Genomic DNA, 18,337 nt, shown 5'->3' with positions numbered 1-18,337 from the left:
TCTCAATTACTTATTATCTCTTTAAAACAAAATTCATTACATCTGGAATTCCATCTAATTAACCTTAATCCAAATATAATCATCTTCATATTTAACATTTAATTTTAATCGAATTCCCTTCATATAATCCTCTAATCGTCTTGTAAAATCCTCATCATTGGATTGATTATATTTATCTATGTCTAGATATAACTTGAATATATTCCCTTTCGTTAAATCAAACTCCCATTTCAAAAAATGATGTAGCATATTTTCCTTACTCATGTAGTGATTCGCTTCCATATAATCTAGTAATTCATATAGATTATAGTATACCAAGTTATTTGGTTTAAGCTCTTCACATTTTGGACAATATTCTCTATATCTATCTTGTAATTGCATAATCATTTCTGTCCCACATTGATTACAGTTATACATGTACCATTCCCCTTTACTGAATAACCCAATTCATCTCTCTTATGCTCTTCCTGTCCTTGAAGTTAAAAATTATACTATTTTACTTTAAAAATATTCCTCTTATGCCACTTAAAGTATAATTTATTCTCCGGTTGAATTCCTATCTTAGCTTTTGGTATTAATCCAAATTTCATATAATCTGTTTCCAATATTAATGAGGAAATATGCAGTCGTCCCTGTCCATCAAATGTGATAAACCCTTTATCATAAAGAGCATCATGATTACAGCACAGTAGTACACCGTTATACGGATCTAAGCGTTCCATACTTGTACTATCTTTCCATGGCTTAGAATGACTTGCTCTTAACAATTCTGGTAAATTTATTCCGCATAATGCACATTTTTCATTCCAAATCTCCATTAATTCTTCTCTGAATTTTTGCTGTCCAATTCGGATTTTCGCTTTTACTTCGGATTCCGTCTCAGCTATAACCGGAATTAATGTGTTGTTTTCTGTCCTTCTTACCGGATCAACTGCTAACTCTAATTGCTCATCATTTATTTTATAAATGTTTGAATCACCAATTAGTTCCATTAATTTAAGGGCTAATTCTTCATTACATGGATATAAATAACCTTGGTTTCCATTTGCATCTGATTGAAAAGGTGAATATTTAATTGGCAACAGGTGCGATATCTCTTCAAATTTCTCACGTATATTAATTGGTTTTTCTAACTCATGATATTTTAAAGATACCAAATAGCCTTCATCATTCCATTGATCATGGCTTTTCATAATCGATGGTTTATTCGATTCCTTACAATCTTCTTCAGCTATACTAACTGCTACAATATTCCCTTTTACATAATGAAAGATTCGATCCCCCTCTTTTACATCCATCATTCTTTTCCATGAATGTGGTACATTACCGCCTCTATCCTTTTTAGGTGACCAAATAATTTCTAATCCTTTTTCCTCTTGATATGTATGCCCCTGCATAACAATAAAATGATTCATATACTCTCTCCTAAAGCGTTAACTCATTACGCTATTTTCTATTTAATATAATACTAAAAAACTCTCCTATGATTAGCAAATTGTCTGTTTCATTTTCAATACCAAACAACCTTCTCTACAGAAAAATTCTGCAATTCCTTTTACTCAACAATTGAGAAATCCAACTTTATATCCATTTATAAAAACAAAAGAGTTGACCCAAAAGGCCAACTCTTCTATTTTAAATTTTTTATTTCTCTTCTTCTTCTTTTTTTACAATTTCCCGTTCATTTTTAGCGATTAAATCATGAAAATGTTCTTCTTTGTTTTCTTCAATATAATTCATAAGGTCTTTAAGTTCCATTTATATCGCCTCCTGTATTTATTATATCAATAATATAATAAAATGTCAGGATAATATCTATTAATTATTTTATAAAACTTAAACGATATATATTCACTTGAAAACAAGAGCTGATTTCTCGATAAATTGATTATTTCTACATTCATCAACAATAATTTCTTTTACTCGTTTTGATTCTTTAAAAGCAAAAACTTCTGGTTCCTTCCCTGTATTATCATATAAAGTATAGCAATCTATTAAATCTTTAATTTTAGAAAAAGTAGTCGCTACTTTCATATGGCTTTCTTCAATTATACTTTGGGGTACCAATCTTCCTGTTACTTTAAAACGCAAATTGGATCGCTCTAAGGCAACCTTGATTGGAACATCTACAATAATTGCTTTAATACTAAAACCTGCTAGTCTTAATTGTTGAATTAACTTTTTGTATTTTACTTCGTTTTTCATTGTACCATCATACATAAAATTTATTTTTCTTTTCATGCAGATTTTTAAAAGTTTCATGGTAATATCACTACTTTCATCATGAACTAAAAATGCTGCTTGTTTCATTAACTCAATATTCCCAGATTCTATTAACTCTTGATATTCTGGTATTTGTTCTTTGATCTTATCAGGATCTATCCAAACCATGTTTTGTTTCTGATATTTATATCCCTTACTTACTAACTCTCCAATTGAGCTTTTTCCAGCAGCAGAACCACCACCAAGTAATATAGCCTCAGGTTCTTGCTCTTGCTGCGGCTGATCATTTAGAAATAATTTAATGATTTCATTATGTAAAAGCTTACGTTCTATTGTATACTCCCCATTAATTACGTACTTTTCTCTAGTTGGTTTCAATTTTAATTCTCCTCTTCTATAGATGCATTATTGAGTCCCTTTAAAAATTTGAGACCTTCCCCTTTAACTGCAATTATTACTTCGGTATTTTTAAATCTCTATATGAGATTTAACTTACTATAATTTCATATAACTCTTTTTGTTAGATGCTATAGGTTTCAATTCATCACTATATATCCCTTCTAAACAATCATATTTCTCTTTAACTTAAAAACTACTTTATACATCCACTTAAACAAACAAAAAAGGGCTCCTTTAAGTCGATTAATCGTGCATAGCAAATAGGCTATATACACTAATCGGCTCAAAGAAGCCCTTTCAAAATTGAAACAAGAAAAAACTTGCTTCTACAACTCAACCACATCACATAAGATGTGGGAATAAACGGAATCAAATAAACTAACAATATAATTATATATTACATAATACAAGTATAATTCTCAAGGATATTTCATTAAAATATTCCTACAGTGCTTCTACGGTAGGAATATCAGCAGGTGCCCACTTTAAATGCTTTAAATCTTTAATACTCATCCATTTTAGCTCTGCATGCTCGAGAGCTTTAGGCTTACCTGCCAAAATTCTAGCTTTATATGTAGTAAGATGAACAACAATAGTTTCATACTCGTACTCGACTTCCTCTACCTTCTCATCTACAACAATTGTACATCCAAGCTCTTCTTTAATTTCACGAATTAATGCAGCTGGTGGCTCTTCTCCCTTGTTTATCTTACCACCTGGAAATTCCCAATAATTTGGTGACGTCATTGTAGGAGAACGTAATGCACATAAGACTTCATTATTTTCATTAACAATTACCGCACCAACCACTGATATTTTTCTCTTCATACTTACTCACTTCCTTATACATTTTAATTAATACTTACTATCTTATATTAATTCATATTTTAACACCAAGTTTTCCTTTTAGATGATGATTAAACTTTCATTTGCTAACGAATGAGTCAAAATAAAGCATCTAAAATCTCTAATATACTAAAATTTTTCAAGTAAGCAAGAAAAAATGAAAATAAAAAATGGAAAATTTGTTAACGACAATGATATGCTTACATATGTATATTTGTTACATAAATACATTAATTTTATTAAATGAGAGGTGATGAATTACATCTCGATATTAAATCATTACATTATTATAATTTATAAGCAAAATCTAGTATCTTAGATAAGGAGGTTCTTAAATGAACTGGAGAAAAATTTTTGGTTATCGCTCTAAAACCGCATGGAAAATGTTTATTGCTTCCATTGTTTATATCTTTATTTTATTTTTAATACTTCAAGCAATTATTCCAAATTCTATTCGCCCTGCCCTTGTTAATATTGGTTTTTTGGGATTTTCGTTAAGCTTACTTGCTTTAATTATTGGATTAATCAAACCACAATTGGTGTTACCCAAAATACAAATTAAAACCAGAAAGAAAGTAGTATATTCATATTTATATCTAGCACTAGCTTTCTTTTTAATGGGCATTGTATTTATTGATGGAAAATCAACTTCCAATCAAACTGTACAAAAGGCAGACACCAAAGTTGCCACTTCACAAGATACTAAAAAAGATACAGCAGACACAAAGAGTAAGGAAGAAGCTGACCGTAAAGCTCAAGAAGAGACTCAGCGTAAAGCTCAGGAAGAAGCTAACCGTAAAGCTCAAGAAGAAGCTGACCATAAAGCTCAGGAAGAAGCTAACCGTAAAGCTCAGGAAGAAGCTAACCGTAAAGCTCAGGAAGAAGCTAACCGTAAAGCTCAAGAAGAAGCTAACCGTAAAACTCAAGAAGAAGCTAACCGTAAAACTCAAGAAGAGACTCAACGTAAAGCTCAGGAAGAAGCTAACCGTAAAGCTCAAGAAGAAGCTAACCGTAAAGCTCAAGAAGAAGCTAATCGTAAGGCCCAGGAAGAAGCTTCACAAAAGAGTAATGCTGTTGTTTCCTCATCTAGTGGTAATCATAACGGTTCTAATCGGAAACCTTTCCAAAATGATCCTAGTGATGACAAAGAATCCAATACCACTTGTAAAGGACAAATTAAAGGAAATGCCAATTCGAAAAAATACCATGTTCCTGGTGGACAATATTATGATTCTACAAAAGACAATATTGTTTGGTTCTGTTCAGAAACTGATGCTCAAGCAGCTGGTTATGTGAGATCTAAAAAATAAAATCAATTATATTAGAAAGGGAAACACTCTAAAAGCGTTTCCTTTTCTAATGTCAAAATATTATTATGTTATTATTCATTTAGTAATAGCAAATAATAATCTACACCCTATTAAGAGATTAAATATAAGCTGCTTTACAAGCTTGTACTTCAGATGAATTTTTACCATATAAGTTTGTTGCTACACGAATACAACCCTCCTTTAATTCTTTAAAGTCAGAAATCATATTTAACTCATCTACATTTACATAATACAATATACCAAACATCTTATCCTCTTCCAAGATTTCTTTTCTTTTAACTCTAACATTTCAAATTCCCCTTTATTATTTATTTCTTTTTTCCTATTATTGCTATACATAATTACTTAGGTATGGTTCCCTTTTCGCCTGTTAAAAAAATATATTTTGATCAAATCTTCAAATCAAAAAAGATTATTTTTACAGAAATTACAATAATACATACTACTTGAATCTCAATAAATATAAATTAATAGAATATTCCGTCTTATATTGATAAATGCTATTAAATAGATTTTGATAGAGGAAATTTCTGATATGATACTAATTGCTGAATAATATCTTTGGAGAGGATGAAATTGAACAATGAATGTTCATATACAGGGGAACGAGCAAATAACTCATTTATTAAATGAATGGTATCAAGAAATTAGGGCTAGGCATGTAGACGCCGCTCAATTACTTAAACAAGAAATTGAAAACAGAATTCATAATATAGAAGAAAATCAAACGATATTATTATACTACTCACTACTAGATTTTAGACATCAATATTTAATTGATAGCTTAAGTATTTCTAAAGATAGCTTTAAACAAAGTGATGCTTACAAAACTCCTACAGACGATTTCCTTTCATACTATTATCACTTCTTTAAAGCCATTCATTCCAATGTTACCGGCAATCATAGTCTTGCAAAAATACATTACGATAAAGCAGAATACCTGTTAGAAACAATACCTGATGAGATTGAACATGCTGAATTCCATTATGAGTTAGCCATTTTCTATTGTCATACACATAGATCAATTTTATGTATTAATCATGTAATGAAGGCTAAAGATATATTTTCAAAGCATCCTGGATATGAATTAAAAGTTGCCTTCTGTAATAACTTATATGGATTAGCATGCACTCATTTAAAAGAATGGGAATTAGCTGAGGAACACTTTATCTCTGCTATGGATACATTCCAAAAAGAAAATTTAGAATACAATATTTTAATTGTCCGTCACAATCTAGGGTTTATGTACGCTACTCAGAATCTATCTGAAGTAGCATTACGATATTTATCCGAAGTTAATCAGAAACTACCCAGCGATTATAAAGCTGTATTCATTGAAGCTAGAGAGCATTATAAATTAGGAGAATATGAAATTGCTCAAGAATTAATAAAAAAGGGCCTCCAACTCTCTACTCAATTGGGAATTGAAGGTTATATTCATCACTTTAATATTTTAGAAAAAATAAATCTACATAGCTGTGCTAATGATTTAGAAAAAGCTGTTTTAGAAGGAATTTCTTATTTTGAACGAGAAGAACTATATGAGTATATAAATGAATATACCGAAAAGTTGGCAGTCCAATTTTACAAAGAAGATAATCATCTAAAAGCTAGCTATTACTTTTATGAAGCTAGTAAAGCCAGTGAAAAAAACTTTAAAAAAGGAGCATTAAAATGAAAAAATTAGCGGTTAGCTTACTGGGTATCTTAATTGTCGTTACAGTTACTTTTGGATCAAGTTCTTCAACAGGCACTCAAAGTACTGTAAATATTATTAAATATTCGCATGGACATACTGGATAATGAAAGGAAGGATTACACCTTCCTTTTTTATATTTTAGAATGATAAACGTATCCCCTACATATCTATCTATAAAAATTTAAGAAATAAATAATTCAAAAGGTAAAATAAAAATACTACAATTAAAAACTTCCATTTGTTTCTTTTCGTTGGTTTTCCAACATGTTGTATATAAAAAAATAAGGCAATGCCTGCCATGGTAATTAAAAAAAATTGATAATAATCCATCATTTGTAATACCACCTCCATACAAAAAATAAGAAGCCTCTTTTTAAGGAGACTTCTTATTTCTAATACAAACGACATACATAGGCTAAACATACACAATAAAGTCAGGATGATGTACTTTATTGCCTTTTTATCATAACATATAATTTATCATTTTTGTTTAATAATCCCATATAATGAAACTTTATCAACCTTAAAATGTTTCATTATAAAAAATGAATACAGATAAAATTAACAATATATTCACTTGATGTTCATGGAATACGATCAAAAGATGTAAAAAGACAAGAACATGTTTTACTTTTTCATAATTGAATTTTTTAATTACAATATTTATATGTAATACAAACTGTAGAAATAAATTCGAATATCGGTTCAAACATTGATTAACTTCTTCTGAACTCATATGTGTAGCTGTATTTGCATAAAGCTGACTAAATAATCAAGTAACAGAATCGCTTGTTCCTTCTCGACGAGTCCAGATACATAAAACCGTCAAATCTCGTGCGCCATACTAACTTTTACGGTTTACCAAATCTATCTCTTATTCAAGTTGTTGAAGATGGATATGGCTGTAGTTCTTTAGTGAACAAATGAAACTCATCCTGAATTGATGGATTTATACAAAACGCCATCCTTTCTGTATATTTTTACAAAAAGAATAGCGTTTTTTGTTTTATGGATAAACTTTTTTAGGTTAATAGCGACGTGCTATAATCCCCAACCATTTGTGTAAACGATTAATATCCCCAAATGTCTACTTCAGCTGCTGAAGCAAATCCATTCTGTCCATTCGTTACTTCTATTTTTACATACTTTGCAGTAACTGGGTTAAATGTTGCCGTTTTCTTATCACTATTATTTCCCCATGTTCCTGAGGATGCTTTTTCATATTTAATACCATCTACACTTGTATAAATACTGTACCCTAAAATGCGGCCGTTCTCTGATCCATCTTGTCTTGGAAGATAATCCACTTTTGAAATTGTTTGATTTTTGTCAATTTCCAATGTTAAATTGTATGGATATTGATTTGGTGTCCAACTGCTATGCCAAAATGTATCTGTTTTCCCATCAATTGCTTTACTAGCTGAACCACTTGCTTCCTCACTATTTGCACTTGCTTTCATTGTATTTTTAGGCAATACGTATGGTTTAACAGATGGAGAATCAGTTAGAATATCTACTTCAGCTGCTGAAGCAAATCCATTCTGTCCATTTGTTACTTCTACTTTTACATATTTTGCAGTAACAGGATCAAATGTTGCATTTTTCTTATTACTATTATTTTCCCATGTTCCTGATGATATTTTTTCATACTTAACGCCATCTACACTCGTATAAATATTGTAAGTTAAAATACGGCCATTCTCTGATCCATCTTGCCTTGGAAGATATGCCAATTGTGAAATGGTACGTGTATCGCCAAGTTCTAGTGTTAAATTGTATGGATATTGATTTGGTGTCCAACTACTATGCCAAAATGTATCTGTTTTTCCATCTATCGCCTTACTAGCTGAACCCGTTGATTCCTCACTATTTGCACTTGCCTTCATTATTTTTTTAGATAATACAGCAAGTGGTTTAACAGGTTTAGCATCCGTTGCTTCCCATATAGGTGCAATTAATGTCGGGTTATTTAAAGCTTCTACTTTTTGTCTCGTTTCTTGGGTTGCCTTCAATCCCCACTGATCAAAAAACGGTAGTACATTTTGTTTTGCTATTTTCGATGTATTGTAAATAAAAGCTTGTATTTTATCTTCGTCTGTTTTTGGAAGTTGATCCTCTGGTATCTCACGATATAATTTGTGAAGACTTGGATAAAAATCATCCCCATATGCCAAATGAAGCTGCCAAAGCATAATAAGTTTTACAAACAGGTCATCAATATTTTTATATTCTTTATTCGTTTGTTTCAAATAAGCAAAAGCCCTATTATAATCTCCCTCTGTATCTAAACGTGTTGGTTTATTTGGATATATTTTCTTGAATGCAGCTAAAGAATATAGATTAACAGTTACTTCACCCATACCTCTTAAATCATTCCACGTCCATGGATATTGTTGTCTTGCATGTCCCGCTTCATGCATTTGTCCCCATCCAAACTCATTTACATTTAAAGTACTTTTGATTGCTTCACCAGCAGTTGTAAAGACGGCGCCATCCCAACTTGCATACATGCCCCAGCTTTGTGCATTAGGGTTTTCTACAAAGGTCCAAATACGACGAGTTGAACGATGTAAAGGATTAGGTTCTGTTTCAGATAGCCCCGATATCTTGTCTTGCGCTCGAATCATTTCATCATATTTATTTAATAGTGGCAGAGGATCTTGATTTACAATATATTTATTGGCACTATCACGAGTTACAGTTAGTACTGCTCGTTCTGATTTCAATTGTACTGCATGTGCATCTGGATATTTGTTCATCATGGCAACCCAGTCTTCTTTCGTGTGTTTCCCTAATTCAAAGAAAGGAATAGGACTTCCGCCTTGCGTTACCTGCACCTTAACTGTTCCTGTACTTTGAAAATTATCTAACCCTAATACACCGCCGTTCGATGAAGAAATAGTATTAGAACCGGGAGAAAGATCAATTTCTTTTCCCCATTCTTTATCATATTGATGTGTCCCAATAATGGCTCTAATCTTTTGTGTTCCTGATACTGTAATAGTAACCTGTTCATTAGGTTTCACATAAATGCCTGTTGGCATATAATTTTTTTGCTCACCTCTTTTTTCTCTTTTTGCTTCATCCGAAAAACTGCCTGTACCTGGAAGATCAAACTCTCTTTGTTCAAGTTGAGTTGCAATTTGTGCAGTTTCAGCATGTACAGCTAAATTATTTGTCATGATAGGTGCAAATAAAGTAGTTGCTAAAATAGCGGATGTAGCAAACACCTTTATAGTTTTTTGTAATCTACCACTCTTTCTTTTGTCCATATAAATCAGTCCTTTCGTTCAATTTCATTATTACTTACATACGAAATATCAGTTTTCTCACTAATTTCAAAAGTGGATTTATTAAATGTACATGTATTTTAAACAATGCTAATTATATTTTTGGATGAGTATAATAACACTTCAAATTCTTTTCCTAATTAATCTAGAGATACATTTCCTTCATTGATTTTTTAAATCACTCCTCTAAATAAGAATTTAAGATAAATGGCCTGTCTCAAAGGTCCTTTCCTAATTTTGGTATTACGAATTAAGTATAATTCGAAAATAAAATTATACAATTGAGAAAAATAATAATGTTAAAAATTTACATACGCGTAAAGTTTTTAACATTTACTGAAAAATAATGTGTTATATGAGGATTAATTTAATATATTTGGTGTAAAAAAATATTTTTAATAGAGGATTGTTCATTCCCATTCAGAAAAACTCCACCTTGGTGTTTTCAAATTATGAAGTCCCCACTTTCTAGTCTTTCTACAAAAGATATAGAGTTCATTTACAATCTGATTCATGATTTTTTTAAATTACCCTTCCCTTCTGTTAAGAAGACTTCAAAACTTGAATAGATTACCTTATATCGCTACTTTGTGTATGCAAAATTACATACCAATCCCCATTGAAAATAGTTCTCATTGTAACTATAATGGTTTCAGGGATTGAAATTTTCACTTTCGTTTCAAATCTCACAATATATTAAAGGAGGAAATACTATTATGAAAAAATTGATTTTAGCAGGGGCACTAGGAATTGCAGTATTTTCAGGTATGAACTTACCAGGGGCTGAGGCATTAAAAGCGAGTGCAGCTACTACGAATTTAGAAATTCAAGAAGTCACAAAATACTACTCTATGAGTTCCTATGAAGTGTCTCAAAAAGAATCATTTAATCTAAAAAAAGGGGAAGAACTTACAGTCTTTGTACAAAATTCAGGGTTCCCAATTTCTTATACGGTCTTTGATGCAGATGATCAAGTAATTGGCACATTCAATGCTAATTCCCCATATGGTCGCGTATTCAAAGCGCAAAAAGACGGTAATATTTCTGTACAATTTCAAGCAGGTGTAAATTCTACGTACATGAAGAAGATGAATTTTACAGCTAAATTTGCTGTTTCTAAACTTAACCAATAATAAAAAATGTAACGATCCTCTTTACAAACAAATTAAAAAGGTATATCCCTTCAATGGGATATACCTTTAGTTTTAGTGAATTTTATATTGACCAGATAGCTGCTCTTGCGCCATACGAACTAAACGTTTCGTAATCTCTCCACCTACTGAACCATTTGCTCGTGCAGTTGAGTCCGGTCCAAGTGTAACACCAAACTCCTGAGCTATTTCATATTTCATTTGTTCAATTGCACTTGCTGCAGCTGCTATTAAGATTTCGTTTGAATTATTATTTTCGCGAATTTGCATTTTTTAAACACCTCCGTTGAATTTGGTAATATCATGCTCTATTTCCAACAAAATATGCAAAAAAATTATTCGTTTAGCTATTTTACATATATACCTAAGCTTTCATCCCTTATGTGGGAATAAATAAAGGTATAGGTCATACCCTATACCTTTACCTTCTTCTATCCTACTTACTTTTAAATTCCCCTATTAACCCCTGTAACTCTTGCGAGAGCCAATTTAGAGAATTTGCTAACTCTGCAATATCTTGTACATATAGTTCTTGCTCTTTCATACTTGTCTCCACATTACTACTACTATTCACATATGTATTCGCAATGTGTGATAATTCATTTATAAACTGAACAATAGTTTGATTATCTGTTAGAATTTCACTTGAATGATTCGAAGTCGCTTTAATTTGATTTGTAACAGATTGTGCAGATTCTGAAATCTTTTCAAAAAAAGCACCACTACTTTGAACAAGTGTTATTCCTACTTCTACTTCCTTTGAACTCTTCTGTATGGATCTTACAGCTCTCTCTGCTTCAGCCTGGGTTTCACCAATTAATTTAGCTATATCCCTTGCAGATGCCTTGGTTCTTTCCGCTAATATATGTACCTCGTCCGCAACACCTGAAAATTCTTCCCCCATCTCTCCAGCACATGAGGATTCAGTAAAAGCATTTAAAGCTAATGAATTTGTTTGATTTGAAATGGTTGTAATTACAGTAAGAATTTCATGAATTTCCTTAGATCGTGCTTCGAATGCATAAATACTAGAAGATACATCCTGAACTGTATCTTGGATTCTTTTCATTTGATTCACGATTTGCTTAATCAAATCTTTTCCCTCTACAGAATGCTGTTCCATGTCTTCCAAAGCATTGCCAACTTGTTTTGCAGCTCCTTTAATTTCTTTCATCTTACTTTCCATTTCTTGAACAATCCCTAAACATTTTTGCACTACATATTCATGAGAATGTGCTCCTAAATTTAATCCTGTAATAGCACTTGCAATTTCTTTAAAGGCTATGCTATTCTCTTTTGTACTTACCGACAATTCCTGTGAAGATGTCGAAACTTGTTCAGCAGTCTCCCTTACTTTATCTATAATCTTATTAAACTTTTTAATAGTGTTATTAAAATAGATATTAGTTATCCCTATATCATCAGATCTTTCATTCAATTTAATACTTAAATCCCCTTCACCAACTTTACGTAACCCTTCTTGTAAATCCTTTAAAGGCGATAGAGAGTTTCGTGAGATAAATATTTGAATTGTAATTGCGATAGTTAATGAAATTATAATAAATAGTAAACCTTGTATCATAAAGTTTTTCTTTGTAAGTGGAATAATAGAAGCTTCCAAATCCGCTGCAACAATTGCAATTATATTTTTATTTTCATCTGTAACTGGCTCTAAAATTGTTACCCAGAACCCTAATTCATCTTCATACACTTCTGTCATTTGTGCCTGTTTTGTTTGTATTACTTTATCATATGTTTTCATCCAATAAGTAGGCTGCTCATAGTATTCACCTGGTTTTACAGAAACAGTATTTGCTAATTCTGTATCCAAAGCTACTATTTGTAATTCAGCTTTTTCATTTAGCTTGGCTCCTGTAACATATGTTTGTCCAACACTTTTCATATCTTTTATAGATTTATTTAATTGCTCTGTCAATTTTTCTTTCTTCACTCTTTGAGCTGTGGGGTCTTTTGCTACATCTCTTACCATTTCTAGATCTAATTGATTTAATACCGCATCACCTGTTTCAAAAGACTGCCTCTCAAATATAGACATCATACTATTTTGAAACATATTAAAACTTAACGCTCCCATACTTCCAACAAGGGTCAGAATTACTAATACCGTTAGTAATACATTTTTTTGAAGCAACGATAGCTTATGCCAATATTTTTTCATTGATTTCACCTTTCTTATTTTCAACAATACAAAAATAAAGTAGTAACATATTAAGAGATTCTCTTTCTGTTATTAATTTAAACTTTAAAATAGCATACTTATCGTTCAACCAAACGTTCCAATTTTTTTTCATTTACAATTGCATCTTTTATATGTTCAGCTGCTCCTGGAAATCTATTAAAAGGAAGACGTAATACTTCTACCACTTCATCTTTTCTATTTGTATTGATTTCTTCTAAATGGATGATATTAAAGGATTTGCCTATAATAATTGCTATAATGTTTTATAGACGACTAAGAATATTTAAAATTCCATATTTATCTCCTAAAGATTTTCGAATTAGATTTGTTGCAGTACCTTCAGCAAGGATTTTTTATAATATCGTTAGTTTTAAATAAAGATAAGAATTTTTAAGAGCCTCATCTTTAGTTATTTTTATCTTGCAGAACAATAAAATCTGAAAGTTTAATTCAATCTCCTATTTTATAACTTTTTCCCTTATTTTTCTATAATATTATAATATTTACCTGTACAATCTAAACTTAGACTCTTTTGGCCTTTACTCTTCAAGTGTCTTAAATTCATATGAGGTAGCGCAGAAAGTAAATTTTTAATAAAAAACTTTTGTATTAAAAAATGCAAAAATACATACTCCTCCAAAACTATATGCACTTAAATATTCATATAGTAAAATAAACAGTACAAGCGTGTCCTATACAGCATATTTCCTTAACTGGCTTGATATTATATTCATCATAAAATTGGTGTGAACTTAATATCTCACTTAGCTCTTTAATATTTTAATATTAACAATATAGTGTTAATATATCCCTACTTTATCGCTACACCTACATATAAGCCAAGAATTCAATTACAGAACGGTTTTCATCAATAGTAGACAAAAACATGTCAAACAAAAAGAGACTCAATTATTTATTACTTTTCGTATAGATGTAATAAAAGATTATAGGAGAAATATATATGCTCAAAAAAATAAATAGATTTATGTTTGCTTTGCCTACCATTTCTTTTATTTTTCTTATTTTATTAGGATCATTTTTATTTGTAATACCATTAGATCTATTCTTACCTGAAATACAAAAAAACCCAATAACAGAAGCACCTCTTATTCTTCAAGTTTTATTAGGGGTATTAGCGGCACCTATATATGAAACAATAGTTTTTCAAGTATTTTTATTTTGGCTATTAAGTTGGATTCCTTACATTAAAAATCACGATTACCTTATCATATTAATAGCTTCAATTATATTTGGATTAAATCATCCATATGGAATCACTTATATAGTTGGTACAACGATAATTGGTCTTTTATATAACTATGCTTATTGGGTATATAAAAAAAAGAATGAAAAATATCAGGTTACCATGTCTGCTTTTGGGGTTGTTTTTTTGATTCACTTATTACATAATTCTGTTACTTTTATAGCTTCAAATTTATCATTTTAGCCAAGAAGACTCCTTCCTCAAGGAGCGTAAAGGGTCAAAAAGCCAATTTAAATATGTAGAAGAAATGAATGCATTTGCTTGTCCGATGGGGTGTATTTTAGAGTATGCGACAACGGATCGTGAAGGATATCATCAATATAAATCCACCCCAGAAGACTACGCTGTTTGTCCGCTACGTGAGGTATGTTTTTCAAAGAAACAAAAAGTTATCACTCATCATATATGGGAGAAATATAAGGATATCGCTAGAAAAAACAAACTAACAGTTACAGGGAAAAAGTTTTACAAAGTACGCTATTCAACTATAGAGCGAAGCTTTGCGGACGCCAAAGAACTACATGGCTATCGATATGCTCGATTTCGGGGGCTGAAGTCTGTCCAAATGCAGGCTTATCTCACCGCAACTTGTCAAAACATGAAAAAAAATAGCCCTCCATCTGACCAAAAAAGGTCTGGTGGAGGGCTATTTTTTTGAAACTCTATTATTTTATATTGTTTTTATTCGCTAAAATCAAAAACAAACTCATCTTATGACCGCGTTTCTTCTTACGAAATTAAGTAATTGTTTCAATAGCTGGTTTTTTAGTCATAGAATTACTTTATCTCTCAGCTTTATTATTCTGTTCTTTCGCCTAAAATTCCAATATCCCCATTACTTCCTTCGTAAATAGTTTGAAATCAGTTAAATGTTTTTCAATAATTTGACGAACAATATCTAAATTTACACTTTGATAATCATGAACAGCAATATTACGAAATCCAACCATCGCCTTTAACTTATTTGCTAGATCAGCGCTAAGTAATCCTGCTGTAACCAATAAATCAAAGGCCTCTCGACTAGATTGGGGTAGTCCTAATTTTTTCCCAGCAACAATATGCATTGCTAGATCAATACTCGCTTCACAAGCTCTTTGTATATTCAATATTATTGAATCTTGTTTTGTAAAGTCCTCTAAATTTTCAGGGTCATTTCCATACACATCTTGGATTCTTTTTATACAACGCTCTATTGTAGAAATTTTATTTAAAATAACCTCATTCTTCATATATAGAACCTCTTTTCTTTATATCATCAAATACTACCTGTCGTTCTTCATTCAATTTTGAATACATTTTTAAAGTTTTCATTTCAAAAATAACCTTACGTTTTTCATCGGAACAAAATATTGTCTTTCCTGTATGTATAATCTGAGCTTGAAAAACTGTAGAAGCTTCGGATAAATCAACTAAATCAACATCTCTCTGAACAATGTTAGCTAACTCCTGTGCTAATAAAAAACGTTCATAGTTCCCTAATGTTGTGTCACTTACATAAGCTATATCAATATCACTATCTTCTCGTTCTCTGTTCTCAGCCGTTGATCCAAACACAATTATCCAATAGGGATTCACCGTCTCTTGTAATTTTTCTATAATAGCTGTTATCATGCTTTGAAAAATCATTTAATTAATCCCCCTTATTGTACTTGAATTTTATTATATCATAACCAATCATAAATCCTTTAAACGACTATAAATACGTAAACAAAATTAAGCTTTTTTAGTACTTAACTCCTCACAAAATCAGAAGCTTATTTCTGACCTAAAATTATTATAGTTCAGGAGTAGATATATTGTAGCTTTGGATCTTAAATAATTGTTAATAATCCAACACTTTCCTGTTAAATGCCTTTTTTATTTTCTTCCTGCAAAATTAAAAGACTGACAATAACTGTCAGCCTCTTACTTTAACAACTCTAAAAAACTTTCGCCTATTTCACAATATACATTCTAATAGTTTGAGGATATATTGCTCTATTGAACTACCCCCACTTTCACTTCGTTTAGAAGTGAGGGATTCCTAAGTAAAGAGTTCTATCGAACTCTAATTGATTAGGCTAACCCCGGAGTCCTTGCGGTTAGAAGCCTTATCGCTTCATGCTTTAGATTGATACTTGCGTTAATATCCCTATCATGGTGTGTACGACAAGAAGGACAGTCCCATTCACGTAGGTTTAGATTTTTAACGTCTTTATTTTGATATCCACAACAGGAACATAATTGGCTGGAAGCAAATGTTTTCGATACGACAATGACTTGTTTGCCATACCATTTTGCTTTGTATTCTAACATTGATCGAAATTGCAACCAAGATACCTCACTAATTGCTTTTGCTAACTTATGATTTTTTAACATATTCGATACTTGCAAATCCTCTATACCGATAACATCGTGGTTTTTGATGATTTCAGTTGAGATTTTGTCCAAGTAATCTTTTCTAGCATTTGATATGTATTCATGAATTCTAGCTATCTTTACTCGTTGTTTATTCCAGCGAGAAGATCCTTTCATTCTTCTAGAAAGAACACGCTGTGCTTTCGCCAACTTATCTTCTAATGATCGGAAAAACTTCGGATTTTTATAGTGTGTTCCATTTGACAAAATAGCGAAATCTTTTAGTCCTACATCTATTCCAATGTAAGAATGTGTTTTCGGAAGTTCTTGTATTTCTGTTTCAACTAATAGTGACACAAAATATCTACCAGAAGGGTTCCGTCTAACTGTAGCATTTACAATACGTCCCTCTACTTCACAACTTTTGGCAAATCGAACAAGGCCTAGTTTCGGCAACTTTATTTTATTCCCTATAATGGCAATGTTTTCATTTGTTTGTTTTGTGGTATAAGATTGTAAGTTGTTCTTCTTAGATTTAAAGCGCGGTGCGCTATTTTGTTTTTTAAAAAAGCGCGTATAAGCATCCGCAAGGTTGCGAACGGACGACTGAATCGCAATACTATCCACTTCTTTTAGCCAAACAAGCTCTTTCTTCATGGCAGGTAGTTTGGCAGAGCATGTACCATAGGTCAAGCCTTTTCCTGTCTCTTTGTATGCATGATCCCATAAGGATAGGAAATAATTGAATACAAAACGAGAACACCCAATCGTTTTGTTAATTAGAATTGCTTGTGCTTGATTTGGATAGATACGAAACTTATAGGCTTTATTCATCATTATTTGATTCACCTCCATTTCGGTATATGACCATTATACACCAAACGTACATTCGATAGATAGTGGAGTAATACTTTCTATATGTCGAACAATTAAGATGGCTTCCCGCCATCCCTTGTTCAAACCCAATTCATCTCCCACCTACTCACTGGACTGTGACCCTTCACGCTCCTTGAGGAAGGAGTCTTCTTGGCTAAAATGATAAAGAATTATATATTAATCCACCTTTAATTTTTCTTTTACCTTTGTAGGGAGTTCACCTTTTTTCACTTCTTCCCAAGATTTCACACCTTTTTTCTCAGAGTAATATATACGTAAAAACGCTTCTTTACGAAGGTTTTTTAACGCTGTAAACTCCATTTCTTTCTCTTTACCATCCTTATCAAATCCAGGTAATTTATATTCGTAAGTCTTATCCCCATTTACATTTTTCTCTTTTAATTTTTCACCATCCTTGGTAATTTGCACATAATATGTATCTGTACCAAGACGATTTAAATTACACCCGGATAACAACACAGTAAACATCACAAAAAAGCTACACATAAGCACTATTCGTTTCATATTATTCACCTCATATCTTTTCTCACAAAAATTATATCCTAATCTATTGGCTGCCAAAATTCATTTCCATTACGCTAACATTACGTTTTTGTAAGGTAGTAAAAACAGCTTAAAATAAAAAGGATATAAATTCATATTTCTATTGAATTCATATCCTTTGTTCTTATTGAGTAAACTATTTTGTCCCATGCTTAAT

General features: G+C 31.4%; 16 protein-coding genes and 2 pseudogenes. 6 read left to right on the top strand and 12 right to left on the bottom strand.

All coding sequences use genetic code 11. The features are described 5' to 3' along the window. Positions 1-54 precede the first annotated feature (54 nt). The 4 genes from EBQ15_RS26825 to EBQ15_RS26810 form a co-directional block, all read right to left on the bottom strand. Positions 55-417 (bottom strand): hypothetical protein, encoded by a 363-nt coding sequence (locus EBQ15_RS26825; protein ID WP_000282134.1) that lies wholly within the window; start codon positions 415-417, stop codon positions 55-57. Positions 418-491: 74 nt separating this feature from the next. After that, a complete protein-coding gene (locus EBQ15_RS26820; protein ID WP_001015284.1) occupies positions 492-1,415 on the bottom strand; it encodes an HNH endonuclease in 924 nt (307 codons plus the stop codon). 436 nt (positions 1,416-1,851) lie between these two features. Continuing rightward, a complete protein-coding gene (locus EBQ15_RS26815) occupies positions 1,852-2,601 on the bottom strand; it encodes a zeta toxin family protein (protein WP_000805386.1) in 750 nt (249 codons plus the stop codon). Positions 2,602-3,066: 465 nt separating this feature from the next. Beyond that, on the bottom strand, positions 3,067-3,450 hold the full coding sequence (locus EBQ15_RS26810) for a (deoxy)nucleoside triphosphate pyrophosphohydrolase (protein ID WP_000823379.1): 384 nt from the start codon (positions 3,448-3,450) through the stop codon (positions 3,067-3,069). Between the two features lie 353 nt (positions 3,451-3,803). Here EBQ15_RS26810 and tolA point away from each other — a divergent pair, with 353 nt between their 5' ends. Next, positions 3,804-4,778, top strand: a complete 975-nt coding sequence (gene tolA / locus EBQ15_RS26805; RefSeq protein ID WP_001104483.1) for a cell envelope integrity protein TolA — start codon at positions 3,804-3,806, stop codon at positions 4,776-4,778. Between the two features lie 118 nt (positions 4,779-4,896). On the opposite strand, the pseudogene EBQ15_RS26800 reads toward tolA, so the two are convergent. Then, positions 4,897-5,055: pseudogene (locus EBQ15_RS26800) on the bottom strand (M4 family metallopeptidase); the annotation flags it as partial. 327 nt (positions 5,056-5,382) lie between these two features. Here EBQ15_RS26800 and EBQ15_RS26795 point away from each other — a divergent pair. Together EBQ15_RS26795 and EBQ15_RS31835 are read left to right on the top strand one after the other, a co-directional pair. After that, entirely contained in the window at positions 5,383-6,477 is a 1,095-nt protein-coding gene (locus EBQ15_RS26795; protein ID WP_001100606.1) for a Rap family tetratricopeptide repeat protein, read from the top strand. Further along, positions 6,474-6,602 carry a hypothetical protein gene (locus EBQ15_RS31835; protein ID WP_000732005.1) on the top strand — a complete coding sequence of 43 codons (129 nt, stop codon included), beginning with the start codon at positions 6,474-6,476 and terminating at the stop codon, positions 6,600-6,602. Before EBQ15_RS26795 ends, EBQ15_RS31835 begins: the two co-directional genes overlap by 4 nt. Positions 6,603-7,568: 966 nt before the next feature. Here the strand turns inward: EBQ15_RS31835 and EBQ15_RS26790 are convergent. Continuing rightward, positions 7,569-9,770 carry a discoidin domain-containing protein gene (locus EBQ15_RS26790; protein WP_000361331.1) on the bottom strand — a complete coding sequence of 734 codons (2,202 nt, stop codon included), beginning with the start codon at positions 9,768-9,770 and terminating at the stop codon, positions 7,569-7,571. A 734-nt stretch (positions 9,771-10,504) separates the two neighbouring features. Between EBQ15_RS26790 and EBQ15_RS26785 the strand changes: the two genes are divergently transcribed. After that, positions 10,505-10,921 carry a hypothetical protein gene (locus tag EBQ15_RS26785; protein WP_000733520.1) on the top strand — a complete coding sequence of 139 codons (417 nt, stop codon included), beginning with the start codon at positions 10,505-10,507 and terminating at the stop codon, positions 10,919-10,921. Between the two features lie 72 nt (positions 10,922-10,993). On the opposite strand, the gene EBQ15_RS26780 is transcribed toward EBQ15_RS26785, so the two are convergent. Both EBQ15_RS26780 and EBQ15_RS26775 read right to left on the bottom strand, forming a co-directional pair. After that, entirely contained in the window at positions 10,994-11,209 is a 216-nt protein-coding gene (locus EBQ15_RS26780) for an alpha/beta-type small acid-soluble spore protein (protein ID WP_001167047.1), read from the bottom strand. A gap of 166 nt (positions 11,210-11,375) precedes the next feature. Continuing rightward, entirely contained in the window at positions 11,376-13,118 is a 1,743-nt protein-coding gene (locus EBQ15_RS26775; protein WP_000761127.1) for a methyl-accepting chemotaxis protein, read from the bottom strand. A 982-nt stretch (positions 13,119-14,100) separates the two neighbouring features. On the opposite strand from EBQ15_RS26775, the gene EBQ15_RS26770 reads away from it, so the two are divergent. Together EBQ15_RS26770 and EBQ15_RS26765 are read left to right on the top strand one after the other, a co-directional pair. Beyond that, positions 14,101-14,586 carry a CPBP family glutamic-type intramembrane protease gene (locus tag EBQ15_RS26770; protein ID WP_000913857.1) on the top strand — a complete coding sequence of 162 codons (486 nt, stop codon included), beginning with the start codon at positions 14,101-14,103 and terminating at the stop codon, positions 14,584-14,586. A 34-nt stretch (positions 14,587-14,620) separates the two neighbouring features. Then, positions 14,621-15,095, top strand: a pseudogene (locus EBQ15_RS26765) (transposase); the annotation flags it as partial. A gap of 123 nt (positions 15,096-15,218) precedes the next feature. On the opposite strand, the gene hepT reads toward EBQ15_RS26765, so the two are convergent. From hepT to EBQ15_RS26745, 4 genes are all read right to left on the bottom strand, one after another. Further along, on the bottom strand, positions 15,219-15,632 hold the full coding sequence (gene hepT / locus EBQ15_RS26760) for a type VII toxin-antitoxin system HepT family RNase toxin (RefSeq protein WP_000787540.1): 414 nt from the start codon (positions 15,630-15,632) through the stop codon (positions 15,219-15,221). Then, entirely contained in the window at positions 15,622-16,029 is a 408-nt protein-coding gene (gene mntA, locus EBQ15_RS26755; protein WP_000577229.1) for a type VII toxin-antitoxin system MntA family adenylyltransferase antitoxin, read from the bottom strand. Before mntA ends, hepT begins: the two co-directional genes overlap by 11 nt. A gap of 429 nt (positions 16,030-16,458) precedes the next feature. Beyond that, a complete protein-coding gene (gene tnpB / locus EBQ15_RS26750; RefSeq protein ID WP_033693020.1) occupies positions 16,459-17,577 on the bottom strand; it encodes an IS200/IS605 family element RNA-guided endonuclease TnpB in 1,119 nt (372 codons plus the stop codon). Between the two features lie 216 nt (positions 17,578-17,793). Continuing rightward, complete coding sequence (locus tag EBQ15_RS26745) at positions 17,794-18,141, bottom strand: YxeA family protein (RefSeq protein ID WP_000822909.1); 348 nt, start codon at positions 18,139-18,141, stop codon at positions 17,794-17,796. Positions 18,142-18,337 lie beyond the last annotated feature (196 nt).

This window comes from Bacillus sp. 2D03, from assembly GCF_003946765.1.
Classification (GTDB): Bacteria; Bacillota; Bacilli; order Bacillales; family Bacillaceae_G; genus Bacillus_A; species Bacillus_A cereus.
This window is presented reverse-complemented; position numbering and strand designations above follow the sequence as displayed.

Excerpts from the sequence above, each read along its gene's own strand:
- EBQ15_RS26825 (WP_000282134.1), bottom strand. The coding sequence starts at position 417 with ATGTATAACTGTAATCAATGTGGGACAGAAATGATTATGCAATTACAA.
- EBQ15_RS26745 (WP_000822909.1), bottom strand. The coding sequence starts at position 18,141 with ATGAAACGAATAGTGCTTATGTGTAGCTTTTTTGTGATGTTTACTGTG.
- EBQ15_RS26780 (WP_001167047.1), bottom strand. The coding sequence starts at position 11,209 with ATGCAAATTCGCGAAAATAATAATTCAAACGAAATCTTAATAGCAGCT.
- EBQ15_RS26785 (WP_000733520.1), top strand. The coding sequence starts at position 10,505 with ATGAAAAAATTGATTTTAGCAGGGGCACTAGGAATTGCAGTATTTTCA.
- EBQ15_RS26790 (WP_000361331.1), bottom strand. The coding sequence starts at position 9,770 with ATGGACAAAAGAAAGAGTGGTAGATTACAAAAAACTATAAAGGTGTTT.
- EBQ15_RS26775 (WP_000761127.1), bottom strand. The coding sequence starts at position 13,118 with ATGAAAAAATATTGGCATAAGCTATCGTTGCTTCAAAAAAATGTATTA.
- EBQ15_RS26770 (WP_000913857.1), top strand. The coding sequence starts at position 14,101 with ATGCTCAAAAAAATAAATAGATTTATGTTTGCTTTGCCTACCATTTCT.
- EBQ15_RS26795 (WP_001100606.1), top strand. The coding sequence starts at position 5,383 with ATGAATGTTCATATACAGGGGAACGAGCAAATAACTCATTTATTAAAT.
- EBQ15_RS26820 (WP_001015284.1), bottom strand. The coding sequence starts at position 1,415 with ATGAATCATTTTATTGTTATGCAGGGGCATACATATCAAGAGGAAAAA.
- hepT (WP_000787540.1), bottom strand. The coding sequence starts at position 15,632 with ATGAAGAATGAGGTTATTTTAAATAAAATTTCTACAATAGAGCGTTGT.
- tolA (WP_001104483.1), top strand. The coding sequence starts at position 3,804 with ATGAACTGGAGAAAAATTTTTGGTTATCGCTCTAAAACCGCATGGAAA.
- EBQ15_RS26810 (WP_000823379.1), bottom strand. The coding sequence starts at position 3,450 with ATGAAGAGAAAAATATCAGTGGTTGGTGCGGTAATTGTTAATGAAAAT.
- mntA (WP_000577229.1), bottom strand. The coding sequence starts at position 16,029 with ATGATTTTTCAAAGCATGATAACAGCTATTATAGAAAAATTACAAGAG.
- tnpB (WP_033693020.1), bottom strand. The coding sequence starts at position 17,577 with ATGATGAATAAAGCCTATAAGTTTCGTATCTATCCAAATCAAGCACAA.
- EBQ15_RS31835 (WP_000732005.1), top strand. The coding sequence starts at position 6,474 with ATGAAAAAATTAGCGGTTAGCTTACTGGGTATCTTAATTGTCGTTACA.